The 10,885-nt window shown below is 62.0% G+C and carries 11 protein-coding genes, 1 tRNA gene and 1 pseudogene; 8 read left to right on the forward strand and 5 right to left on the reverse strand.

The annotated features are described in order from the left end of the window. Nucleotides 1-275, reverse strand: a pseudogene (locus tag QQK95_RS30910) (hypothetical protein); the annotation flags it as partial. A gap of 135 nt (nt 276-410) precedes the next feature. Between QQK95_RS30910 and QQK95_RS30915 the strand changes: the two are divergent. Further along, on the forward strand, nt 411-734 hold the full coding sequence (locus tag QQK95_RS30915) for a hypothetical protein (RefSeq protein ID WP_284278272.1): 324 nt from the start codon (nt 411-413) through the stop codon (nt 732-734). Between the two features lie 46 nt (nt 735-780). Here QQK95_RS30915 and QQK95_RS30920 read toward each other — a convergent pair whose 3' ends face one another. The 4 genes from QQK95_RS30920 to QQK95_RS30935 form a co-directional block, all read right to left on the reverse strand. Next, on the reverse strand, nt 781-1,176 hold the full coding sequence (locus QQK95_RS30920) for a hypothetical protein (RefSeq protein WP_284278273.1): 396 nt from the start codon (nt 1,174-1,176) through the stop codon (nt 781-783). Nucleotides 1,177-1,197: 21 nt separating this feature from the next. Further along, a complete protein-coding gene (locus QQK95_RS30925; protein WP_284278274.1) occupies nt 1,198-1,380 on the reverse strand; it encodes a DUF3606 domain-containing protein in 183 nt (60 codons plus the stop codon). Between the two features lie 468 nt (nt 1,381-1,848). Beyond that, complete coding sequence (locus tag QQK95_RS30930) at nt 1,849-2,097, reverse strand: hypothetical protein (RefSeq protein WP_284278275.1); 249 nt, start codon at nt 2,095-2,097, stop codon at nt 1,849-1,851. 295 nt (nt 2,098-2,392) lie between these two features. Beyond that, nucleotides 2,393-2,482 (reverse strand) — tRNA-Ser (locus QQK95_RS30935). A gap of 275 nt (nt 2,483-2,757) precedes the next feature. Here QQK95_RS30935 and QQK95_RS30940 point away from each other — a divergent pair. The 7 genes from QQK95_RS30940 (at nt 2,758) to QQK95_RS30970 (ending at nt 10,342) form a co-directional block, all read left to right on the forward strand. Beyond that, nucleotides 2,758-3,981: a septal ring lytic transglycosylase RlpA family protein gene (locus QQK95_RS30940; RefSeq protein ID WP_284278276.1), complete on the forward strand. Its 1,224-nt coding sequence runs from the start codon at nt 2,758-2,760 to the stop codon at nt 3,979-3,981. An 83-nt stretch (nt 3,982-4,064) separates the two neighbouring features. Then, on the forward strand, nt 4,065-5,231 hold the full coding sequence (locus QQK95_RS30945) for a D-alanyl-D-alanine carboxypeptidase family protein (RefSeq protein ID WP_284278277.1): 1,167 nt from the start codon (nt 4,065-4,067) through the stop codon (nt 5,229-5,231). 76 nt (nt 5,232-5,307) lie between these two features. Further along, nucleotides 5,308-5,982 (forward strand): dTMP kinase, encoded by a 675-nt coding sequence (gene tmk / locus QQK95_RS30950; protein WP_284278278.1) that lies wholly within the window; start codon nt 5,308-5,310, stop codon nt 5,980-5,982. Then, nucleotides 5,979-7,034, forward strand: coding sequence for a DNA polymerase III subunit delta' (locus QQK95_RS30955; protein WP_284278279.1), 1,056 nt, complete (start codon nt 5,979-5,981; stop codon nt 7,032-7,034). The genes tmk and QQK95_RS30955 overlap by 4 nt, the downstream gene beginning before the upstream one ends. Nucleotides 7,035-7,175: 141 nt before the next feature. Further along, nucleotides 7,176-8,726 (forward strand): methionine--tRNA ligase, encoded by a 1,551-nt coding sequence (gene metG / locus QQK95_RS30960; RefSeq protein ID WP_284278280.1) that lies wholly within the window; start codon nt 7,176-7,178, stop codon nt 8,724-8,726. Beyond that, nucleotides 8,726-9,520 carry a TatD family hydrolase gene (locus QQK95_RS30965; RefSeq protein ID WP_284278281.1) on the forward strand — a complete coding sequence of 265 codons (795 nt, stop codon included), beginning with the start codon at nt 8,726-8,728 and terminating at the stop codon, nt 9,518-9,520. Before metG ends, QQK95_RS30965 begins: the two co-directional genes overlap by 1 nt. A 3-nt stretch (nt 9,521-9,523) precedes the next feature. Continuing rightward, a complete protein-coding gene (locus QQK95_RS30970; RefSeq protein WP_284278282.1) occupies nt 9,524-10,342 on the forward strand; it encodes an MBL fold metallo-hydrolase in 819 nt (272 codons plus the stop codon). Nucleotides 10,343-10,885: the final 543 nt, after the last annotated feature.

Below are 10,885 nucleotides of genomic sequence, written 5' to 3' on the forward strand. Positions count from 1 at the left end.
ATTGAAGCCGCAGAGCGCCGCTTGATCAGCCTCGTCACCCAAATTCCAGCATAGCTCGTGCCGGGATCGTCAGGGATGCAAGTGAAGCCGTTCGTGCCCTTTCTGAGCGTCTTCATCTCCCAGTTCACAACAGCGGCGTTTTTGCCGACTGCCTCAGGTGCTGCCGAAATCGCATTCTCAATCAGCTGCTCATCGGTTTTGTCAGCTGCCACAGCGGCAGATACCCAAGCGACGGCAATAGATGCCAAAAATACACGGCTTGAATGGATGCGCATTGCTTACTCCCCTCGCGAGCGTCAGGGTGATCTGCGCGTCACAACGGTCAGCTCCCGCTCTTTGGAGTTGGCTGCTGCCCCATGCCTAGTGCGCGCCAATGAAGACCCTACTCCTATTCATGCGCGAAACCTAATATGGCAAACGCGAACGCATTTGCGGGTAAGCTGATGGAGGAGATACCCTTGAGCTATTCCGCCATGGCCGACCGTTGCGATCCGCTTGAACCAGCCGTCATCCTCGACACCTTTGTCCAAGGTGTTGGCCGCGCCGAGGAGGTCTCGCCAAGCCTGTTCAGGGTATCTTACTTCGCCTCCCAGCGCGGCCATGACTGCCAAGAGCAGGTGTGCGTGGCGAAGTTCATCGTCACTGCCGACACGACGGTGGCGATGGCGAACGCGACAAGAGCACGGGAAGCCTCGCGTCGGCTGCTTGGGGAATCGCACTCGCCGATGAATTGATCACCATCCTCGAGCACTTGGCCCGCTGCTTCGGTAGCGGGCCTTTTCATACTTCCGGGGAATAGTCTTCGGGACGCATCAACTTCGGGGATGAGAACCACAGATCCTTGAACGCCAGCATTGGCGGCGTCCACGGCTCCCATTTGTCCATTGCCCTCAGGATGAACAGGCCAGCTTCAAAGGCGACCAAGGCCCTGGTTTGCCCAGGTCTGTCATGCTTGAGCCAGTCGCGCGTCTCGTTGAGCCGGGACGGGTTATCGCGGAGGCTGGCCCAAAGACCGCCCTCCTTGCCGGGACTCATGTCTTCCGCAGCGCCGGCCAGGGTTATGGCCAGAGCGAGCTGGCCGGCGTGGAAAGCAGCGATGGCCGCCTCGATCTGCTGAGTTGCAGCCTCATACTTGGTGACGGTGAAGACGCGATAGAACGGCCGCGTCTCTCTCATGATTGCAATTCAAAGGTCCAGCTACTTCAGTTTCTGAGCCGCTTCGTTCGCCTTCTGTCGGTTACCCTTGGTATCCTTGATGATCTTTTCCGCCTGCTCTTTCGTAATGTCGTGCTTTCGCTTGAAGTAGTTCACTTCGTAGGGCTCGTTCAGCGCTATCTTCGCCCGATCCTGCTTGCCTCTAAGTTTCTTGTTGTCAGCCATTGTCCTCTCCCTGGGTAAGTTGCTTTCACGTCGCGCGGACTTACCAATAGTCGCAGGAATGATTTGCCACCGCAATTGGCACGGGACAGGTAGGGGAGTGTCAGCAATTGGAGTATGGCGCAGGTTATGGCACGTGCGATGCGCAAGTATTAACGTTTATTTTATTGCCATTGCGGCGGATGGAGTGAGATTCGAACCCACGGTGAACTTGCCCCACGCCGGTTTTCAAGACCGGTGCCTTAAACCGCTCGGCCGTCCCTCCAAGGCTTGAATTCATTAGCCGCAAGCTTGGCGATAGGCTGGATCCGCGCGCCCTCAAGATCGTGACCGGGTCGGCGCGGGAGTGGAACCGCGACTGCAAGCCGACGTTTGAAGCGTCAAGCGAGAGACCTAAGCGCCAGCGGCTGGGATTGCTGGGACTGGGCAGCGGTGGCCGTCGGCCGACAGGGGCTTCCTTGGGGCAGCCGGCTATTGCTTTCGTCGGCCCACGCTCGTCGTCAGGGGCGGCGTCGGCTCCGCAGGGGAGTTGGGTGCTGATCGGCTGTGTTGCCTGACATCACGTTTTAAACCCTGCGCAGCCTTGATCACGGCCTTGCGGCTGTTACCGTGTTTTAGGATCAACTCCCAGACCAGGTCCGCAGTCAAACCGTTCTCCGAAGCGAAACATTCGACCTGATGGTCGTGAATAGCATCATGCCAGGCCTTATAGCCGCCCATTTGGGCCTCCGCTCTAGGCGCCGCATGGCAAGATATGCGCTCGTGCCAATATAGGCGAAACGTGCGAACGAAGGACGTAAGGCTCTGACGAGTCTTGATAAGTCCGTCACAACCTACATTGTAAGCGTCTTCGGCAAGGCACTGGAGCACAATCCTGACAGCGAAGGATGAAGGCGAGGCCCAGGTGCTGGAGCAGGCGATGCGTCAGGATGGCGTAAAGGCGCGGGTCGGTCGAGGAGATCACGCCGAGGGCGAAGAAGCCCTGAAGCGCGGCACAATAGGTCTCTGACGTTTGTGGCGGAGGGAGTGGGATTCGAACCCACGGTGAACTTGCGCCCACGCCGGTTTTCAAGACCGGTGCCTTAAACCGCTCGGCCATCCCTCCAGTGACATCAGTCACATTCGACTGCTCTAGTGTGCCCGGCAAAGGCCTGTCAACCGGCATGCGTGGCCGCGCATCTTCCTTCAGCAGCCCGCGCGGAAGGGCGGCGCCACAATCTTGCCCGGTTCCGGCCACAATCGATTAATACCGTGATAAACAATTCCTGTGCACAAAGGATCGGGGTTCAGGGTGCCGTTGGTATTGTCGAGCGAGTGCTTTGGCTCCTCTGCTGTTCAAATGACGGCGTCTTGATTGAGACTGTAGGGGATTTCAGGACAATGCAGGCTACGACGCATCAGCGTCTTCGTCGCGCTTCCACGCTTACGCTGTTGGCTGCGTCGGCTGCTCTGCTGGCGGCTTGCGCATCGCAGCCTGAGCCGAAGGCGATGGTCAATCCCAAGCATCGCTCGAAGGAATATTTCGCCGAAACCGAATATGGCGTGAAGGCGAGCCCGCGCGTCAATTTCATGCGGCGCGGCGGCGGTCGCGACCAGCTCGGCAAACCCTACCAGGTGCGCGGCAAGTGGTACTATCCCAAGGAAGATCGGCACTACGCCAAGGTCGGCCTGGCCTCCTGGTATGGCGACGCCTTCCATGGCCGGCTGACCGCCAATGGCGAAGTGTATGACACGGCGCAACTGACCGCCGCGCATCCGACCATGCCGCTGCCGAGTTACGCCCGTGTCACCAACCTCGAAACCGGCAGTTCGGTCATCGTGCGCGTCAACGACCGTGGGCCGTATCATGAGGGCCGCATCATCGATGTCTCGGAGCGCGCGGCACAGATGCTCGACTACGACAAGGTCGGCACCGCGAAGGTCAAGGTCGAATATGTCGGTCGTGCACCGCTCGATGGCAACGACGACCAGTATCTGATGGGCTCGTACCACCCGGGCAACAGGATCCCGGATCCGTCGGACGGCCTGCCGACCGGCGTCATGGTGGCCATGAACGGACCGTCGCCAAGCGTGCCGGTGGGCGCGGCCGCCGTGCCGTTCCCCGGTCAGCTGACGGATTCTGGCCAGGCCGCGCAGCCGTCTTTGTCGGCGCAGGCGCCGGCTTTCGACGACCTGCCACTGCCTGACTTCGGGCCGATCGTGCCGGAGCGTCCGGAAATCGGCCTGCCGCCGCAGTCGCCGTTCGCGGTGGCCTCGCTGTCCTATGCGGATGAACGCGTGCAGCGCGCCGATGTCTTTGCCGCGCTTGACGACAGCGGCATGTCGCCCGCCGATATCCTGCGATCGTGGAAGAAGTCCAATTCGCAAGCGACGCCGTCCAATGCCGACTATGTCGCCGCCGGCACGTTCGACGACGCCGCCGAAGCCAAGCGCGTGGCAACGGCACTTCAGCCCTTCGGCCGAACGGAAATCCAGCGGTCCGATCTCGACGGCAATGACTGGTATGCGGTCAATCTCTATCCCAATGGCCATGGCGGCCTGGACGAATTGCTGCAGGCAGCATGGTCGCACGGCGCACCCGATGCGCTGGCTGTGCGTAACTGATCTATTTTACCCGGGCGATTGATCCCGCGGAAAAAACCCTGATAGCTTGGCTGTGCCAAAACCGGCAAACGGGTCGAGATTTCATGCAGTTGCGCGCCTTTCCGCCATTTGCCGGCTTTCTGGGACTGGCTTTGCTGCTGCTTTGCCTCGCACCGGCCCAAGCGCAGCTTTTCGAGACCAAGGCCACACAAGCCTTCATGATCGATGCCGACACCGGCACGGTGCTGTTCTCGAAAGACGCCGACAAGCCGATCCCGCCGGCCTCGATGGCCAAGCTGATGACCATGGAGGTGGTTTTCAACGCCATCAAGTCGGGGCGCCTCAAGCTCGACGACACGTTCGTGGTCAGCGAAAACGCCTGGCGCAAGGGCGGCGCGCCATCGGGCACATCGACGATGTTTGCCAAGCTCAAATCGGCGATCCGGCTCGAGGACCTGATCCAGGGCGTGACCGTGCAGGCGGCCAATGACGGCTGCATCGTCATCGCCGAAGGCATGGCCGGATCCGAGGACAATTTTGCGGCGCAGATGACCGAGCGCGCCCGCCAGATCGGCCTGAAAACATCGACCTTCGTCAATTCGACCGGCCTGCCGGCCGACGGCCAGCGGACGACGGTGCGCGAGCTGGCGCTGCTGGCGCTACATTTGTGGCGCGATTATCCGGATTTCTATCGCTACTACGGGCTGAAGGATTTCACCTGGAACAAGATCTCGCAGAAGAACCGCAACCCGCTGCTGGCCATGGACATCGGCGCCGACGGTCTGGCTGTCGGCGCGAGCGAGGCATCAGGCTTCGGCATTGTCGCTTCGGTCAGTCACAACGGCACGCGTGTGATCATGGCGATGAGCGGGTTGGCCAACGACAAGGAGCGTGCCGAGGAGGCGCGAAAGCTGCTCGACTGGGGCGCGCGCTCCTTCGAGAAGACCGAGATCTTCGCCAGGGACGAGGTGGTCGGCGAGGCCCAGGTTTTTGGCGGTGCGAAATCCGGCGTGACGCTGAAGGCAAAGGGGCCGATCGACATCTTCCTGCCGATCACCAACCGCGACAAGCTGACGGCCAGGATCGTCTACACCGGCCCGGTTGCGGCGCCCGTGGAGGAGGGCCAGCCGGTGGGTGCGCTGCGCGTCTGGATCGGCGACACGCTGAGCCAGGAGACGCCGCTTTTCGCTGCCGAATCGATCGGTGTCGGCACATTGCCGCAGCGCGCGCTCGATGCCGTCAAGGAACTGGCGATCGGCTGGCTGCGATAGCACCGACGGCATGGACGTTTTCCCGAACGCGGACTATCTAGAGCGCAACAATCCACCTGGACAAAGGCCCTTTCGATTGGCGCGCGGATTTTTCATCACCTTCGAAGGCGGCGAGGGCGCAGGCAAGTCGACGCAGATCGAACGGCTGGCGAGGAAGATGCGCGCCAAGAAGTATGATGTCCTGCTGACGCGCGAACCCGGCGGCTCGCCAGGCGCCGAAGCGGTCCGGCATGTGCTGCTTTCGGGTGCCGCCGAGCCATTCGGACCGAAGATGGAAGCGCTGCTCTTTGCCGCCGCGCGGTCCGACCATGTCGAGCAGGTCATTCGGCCGGCTGTCGAGCGCGGCTCGATCGTGCTGTGCGACCGTTTTCTGGATTCCTCGCGCGTCTACCAGGGCGTCACCGGCGGCATCGACCCGGCGTTCATGGCCACGCTGGAACAGGTCGCCATCAACGGCATGATGCCCGATATGACGCTGATCTTCGACATCGATCCGGCCGAGGGCCTCAAGCGCGCGACGCTGCGACGCGGCAGCGAGGCCGGCGCCGATCGCTTCGAAAAGGAGACACTGGCCATTCATCAGGCCCGGCGCGAGGCTTTTCTGGCGATTGCCGCGGCCGAACCTGAACGCTGCATCGTCGTCGACGCCTCCGCCGATCCCAACACGGTGGAGGACGTCGTCACCGCGGCCGTCTTCGCGGCGCTGGAGGCGAGGGCGCCCGCGCGCAACAGGCAGGCCGCACCGGTATGATCTTCGAACGCATCGCGCCGGAACAGCATGATACGCTGGACGGCGTGCCCGAACCGTCCGAAACACCCCGTCTGGTCGGGCACAGGCAGGCGGCCGAGATGCTCGCCGCCGCCTATCGATCGGGAAAGCTGCCGCATGCACTGATCTTCGCTGGGCCGGTCGGCATCGGCAAGGCAACGCTGGCCTTCCACCTGGCGCATCACCTCCTGAAGCACCCGGCCTTCGAGCAGGCGCCGGAAAGCCTGGCCAGTCCCGACCCGGCCTCATCGCTGTTTCGCCAGATCGCGACCGGGGCACATCCTGGCGTGCTGCATCTGACCCGGCCGATGAACGACAAGACCAAGAGCTTCAAGACGGTCGTCACCGTCGACGAGATCCGCCGGGTCAGCCGCTTCCTGTCGATGACCTCGCATGACGGCAGCTACCGGGTGGTCATCGTCGATCCGGCCGACGACATGAATGCCAATGCTGCCAATGCCTTGCTGAAGAATCTTGAGGAGCCACCGGCGCGAACGCTTTTCATTCTCATCGTCCATGCGCCGGGCAGCCTGCTGCCGACGATCCGCTCACGCTGCCAGATGATACGCCTGACACCGCTCGACGCCGATGAGTTGCTGGCGGTGCTGGAGACCGCCGAACCGCCGCCGCCGGACGACCCGGCCGCGCGGGCGGCGTTGGTCGAGCGGGCAGGGGGCAGCGCCCGCAACGCGATCCTTTTGACGCAGTATGGCGGACTGGAGATCGCCGAGACGCTCGACGCGCTGGTGGCGAAGGGCAGGAGCGACATCGGCGGAGCCTATCGGCTCGCCGAAGCAGTCGCCGGCCGCGACCAGGCGATCCAGTTCGACATCTTCAACCGCCGGGCACTCGACCTTTTGTCGGACGCCGCAAGCCAGGCCGCGCTCGCCGGCGACCTCGCAAGGGCGAAAACATTGTCGGACACTTGGCATGAGGCGCTGGAGGCTATATCTGAGACCGACACTTACAATCTCGACAAGAAGCAGCACGCCTTGACCATGATCGACCGGCTGAATTCTGCGATGCGAATGTGACGGCCTTTTTTTGATGCATGCCCTTGCTCCGAAACCGGGGGCATTTTTGGGCGGCATGCGTCGGGCTCGGGATGGCAATCGCCATTCCGATGCGATATCCACCGCCACGGCTTCCATTCAGACATTCATGACGGTTCATTCATGTCACGCGAAAAATACTATCTGACGACACCGATTTTCTATCCGAACGGCAAGCCGCATATCGGCCACGCCTATACGGTCATTGCAACCGATGCGCTGGCCCGCTTCCAGCGCCTCGACGGCAAGGACGTGTTCTTCCTCACCGGCACCGACGAACACGGTCTCAAGATGCAGCAGACGGCTGAGAAGGAAGGCATCACGCCACAGGCGCTTGCCGACCGTAATTCAGCGATCTTCCGGTCGATGACCGAGGCGGTGGGCGGCTCGAACGACGAATACATCCGCACGACGGAACCGCGCCACTACGCGTCCTGCCAGGCGATCTGGAAGGCGATGGCCGCCAATGGCGACATCTACCTCGACCGCTATAGCGGCTGGTATTCGGTCCGCCAGGAAGCCTATTTCGACGAGAGCGAAACCACGCTCGGCGAGGATGGCGTGCGCCGCGAACCGCTTGGCTCGCCGGTTGAATGGAACGAGGAAGAAAGTTATTTCTTCAGGCTCTCCGCCTATCAGGACAAACTGCTGGCGCTGTATGAAAGCCAACCCGACTTTGTCGGGCCGGCCGAGCGCCGCAACGAGGTGATGAGTTTCGTCAAATCCGGGCTGAAGGACCTGTCGATCTCGCGCACGACCTTCAAATGGGGCGTACCGGTGCCTGGCGACGACAAGCATGTGATGTATGTCTGGGTCGATGCCTTGACCAACTACATCACCGCCGCCGGCTATCCGGACACGAAGTCCGAGGAGTGGGAGTACTGGCCGGCCACGCACATCATTGGCAAGGATATCGTGCGCTTCCACGCGGTCTACTGGCCGGCTTTCCTGATGTCAGCCGGCATCGAACTGCCGAAGCGTGTCTTCGCCCACGGCTTCCTGTTCAACCGCGGCGAGAAGATGTCGAAGTCGGTCGGCAATGTCGTCGATCCGTTCGCCATGATCGAGCATTATGGTCTCGACCAGGTGCGTTACTTCTTCCTGCGCGAGGTGCCGTTCGGCCAGGACGGCAGCTACAGCCATGACGCGATCGTCAACCGCACCAACGCCGATCTCGCCAATGGCCTCGGCAACCTGGCGCAGCGCTCGCTGTCGATGATCGCCAAGAACTGCGGCGGCGTGGTGCCGAAGCGCGGCGAGCTGACGGATGCCGATAGCGCGATCCTGGATCAAGCGGTGGCGGCCCTGGCCACCGCGCGCAGGGCGATGGCCGAGCAAGGCATCCATCTGGCGCTGGCGGCGATCTTCGCCGTGGTGGCGGAAGCCGATCGCTACTTCGCCGGGCAGGAGCCCTGGGCGCTGAAGAAGACCAATCCGGAGCGCATGGAAACGGTGCTGTGGACGACCGCCGAACTGGTGCGGCGCGTGGCGGTACTGTGCCAGCCCTTCATTCCGGGGTCGGCGGCGAAGCTGCTCGACCTGCTGGCGGTGCCCGCGGACAAGCGTGAGTTCGTGCATGTCCACGCCGACCAGGCGCTGCTATCGGGGACTGCCTTGCCGGTGCCGGAAGGCGTGTTTCCGCGTTATGTCGAACAGCCGGGCGCGAACGCCTGATGCTCGTCGACAGCCACTGCCATCTGGACTTCCCAGATTTCGCCGAGGAGCGGGCGGCCATTGTCGCCCGCGCCAAAGCGGCCGGAATCGGCCGCATGGTGACAATCTCGACGCGCGTGAAGCGCTTTCCACAAATACTTGAAATCGCAGAAACTTTCGACGAAGTCTACTGCTCGGTCGGCACCCATCCGCACAATGCGGCGGAGGAGTTGGACGTGACGTCGGCGGACCTGATCCGGCTGTCGGCCCATCCGAAGGTGGTGGCAATCGGCGAAGCCGGGTTGGACTATTTCTACGACAAGGCGCCGCGCGACGCGCAGGCGCAGGGCTTTCGCAATCACATTGCCGCCGCTCGCGAGACCGGCCTGCCGCTCGTCATCCATTCGCGCGATGCCGATGACGACATGGCAGCCATTCTCGATGACGAAACAGGGAAGGGCGCCTTCCCCTTCATCCTGCATTGTTTCTCCTCGGGACGCCGGCTGGCCGAGGTGGGCGTCTCGCTCGGTGGCTATGTGTCGTTCTCGGGGATCCTGACCTTCAAGAACTCGGCCGAATTGCGCGCCATCGCCGCCGACGTGCCGCATGACCGGCTGCTCGTCGAAACCGACGCACCTTATCTGGCGCCGATCCCGTTTCGCGGCAAGCGCAACGAGCCGGCTTATGTCGCGCACACGGCACGTGTGCTGGCGGAGACGGTTGGTGTCGGCGAAGCCGAAATCGCCGATCTGACGACAAGCAATTTCTTCCGGCTGTTCGGCAAGATGCCGCGGCCCGCCGAATTGCGCGCCTGAACGATGACCGACCGGCTGCGCCTCACCATTCTCGGCTGTGGCTCGTCGCCGGGTACGCCGCGCATCACTGGCGACTGGGGCAATTGCGACCCGGCCAATCCGAGGAACCGGCGCATGCGCACGGCAGCGCTGGTCGAGCGGATCGCCGCCGATGGCGGCCGCACCACCGTGGTCATCGACACCGGGCCGGATTTCCGCGAACAGATGCTGCTTGCTTCGGTCAAACGTATCGACGCGGTCGTCTACACTCACCCCCATGCCGACCATATCCACGGCATCGACGATCTTCGCGGTTATGTGCTCGAACAGCGCCACCTGATCGACATCCATGCCGACCAGCCGACGATGCAGCGCCTGCGGCAGGCGTTCGGCTATTGCTTCGAGACACCGCCGGGCAGTTCTTATCCGCCGATCGTGCGGGCACATATCATCGACCACGCAAAGCCTGTCGTGATCGAAGGCGAGGGGGGTGCCCTCGCCCTCGATCCGCTGCCGCAGATCCATGGCGACATCATCTCGCTCGGCTTCCGCATTGGCGGCCTGGCCTACTGCCCTGATATCAGCGACTTTCCCGACGCCACCGCCGAGCGGCTGCGCGGCCTGGAAATGCTGGTCATCGACGCGCTGCAGTATAATCCCCATCCCAGCCATCTGTCGCTCGGCCAAGCGCTCGGCTGGATCGACAAGCTGACACCGAGGAATGCCGTGCTGACCCACATGCACGTTCCGCTCGATTATGCCAAGGTCAAGGGCGAAGTACCGGCCAACGTAACCCCGGCCCATGACGGCATGGTGATCGAAATTCCTTATGAATCAGCGTGATACGGACGGATTTTAATAAAGGCGTTCTGATCACAGCCCATGCGGGCTAAAGCAGCGCTCCGGCGTGCGTCGCGCGACGTCAATGGCCAGTTCGATCTCACGTTTTGCTGTCGTCATTTACGCGGCGTAGCGTTGGCCATCAGCCCAAGGCAACACGCCTCGATCGAGCCAAGCCTATGAAAATCAGCGGCAATTCCCAGATGTTGGCCGACACATAAGTTCCAAAAGGTGCGGTTTCGGCACTGAAGCTGAGCGAGTGAGTGAACGCGGAGAGCCTGCAGTTGCGGCAAAACTGGCCCGCGTTGTCATCATCAGTTGGTGGTTTACCGTTGCAATTGGAAACGGGTACCGTTTGTTGCTGATGGAGCGTACCGATTGCAACACGCATGAACTTTGTTGCAAGTGGCTAAGACGAAGTTGTTGCTTTTGAGTTAGACGTACGTCTTCGCACCGGCCCCCAAGCGCGTGCCGGCTGTTTGCGGGAAGGGTGTGGCGCGACAATTCTGATGAGAAGCGCGCGACAATCTGGATGAGAATCTGGTG

Origin of the sequence: Mesorhizobium huakuii (assembly GCF_030160235.1) — a bacterium.
In the GTDB taxonomy this organism is placed as follows: domain Bacteria; phylum Pseudomonadota; class Alphaproteobacteria; order Rhizobiales; family Rhizobiaceae; genus Mesorhizobium; species Mesorhizobium huakuii.

What these genes read in the sequence shown, in the direction of transcription:
- QQK95_RS30955 (WP_284278279.1), top strand. Translation starts at nt 5,979, where the DNA reads ATGATCTTCGAACGCATCGCGCCGGAACAGCATGATACGCTGGACGGC.
- QQK95_RS30965 (WP_284278281.1), top strand. Translation starts at nt 8,726, where the DNA reads ATGCTCGTCGACAGCCACTGCCATCTGGACTTCCCAGATTTCGCCGAG.
- QQK95_RS30915 (WP_284278272.1), top strand. Translation starts at nt 411, where the DNA reads ATGGCAAACGCGAACGCATTTGCGGGTAAGCTGATGGAGGAGATACCC.
- metG (WP_284278280.1), top strand. Translation starts at nt 7,176, where the DNA reads ATGTCACGCGAAAAATACTATCTGACGACACCGATTTTCTATCCGAAC.
- QQK95_RS30945 (WP_284278277.1), top strand. Translation starts at nt 4,065, where the DNA reads ATGCAGTTGCGCGCCTTTCCGCCATTTGCCGGCTTTCTGGGACTGGCT.
- QQK95_RS30970 (WP_284278282.1), top strand. Translation starts at nt 9,524, where the DNA reads ATGACCGACCGGCTGCGCCTCACCATTCTCGGCTGTGGCTCGTCGCCG.
- QQK95_RS30925 (WP_284278274.1), bottom strand. Translation starts at nt 1,380, where the DNA reads ATGGCTGACAACAAGAAACTTAGAGGCAAGCAGGATCGGGCGAAGATA.
- QQK95_RS30920 (WP_284278273.1), bottom strand. Translation starts at nt 1,176, where the DNA reads ATGAGAGAGACGCGGCCGTTCTATCGCGTCTTCACCGTCACCAAGTAT.
- QQK95_RS30930 (WP_284278275.1), bottom strand. Translation starts at nt 2,097, where the DNA reads ATGGGCGGCTATAAGGCCTGGCATGATGCTATTCACGACCATCAGGTC.
- QQK95_RS30940 (WP_284278276.1), top strand. Translation starts at nt 2,758, where the DNA reads ATGCAGGCTACGACGCATCAGCGTCTTCGTCGCGCTTCCACGCTTACG.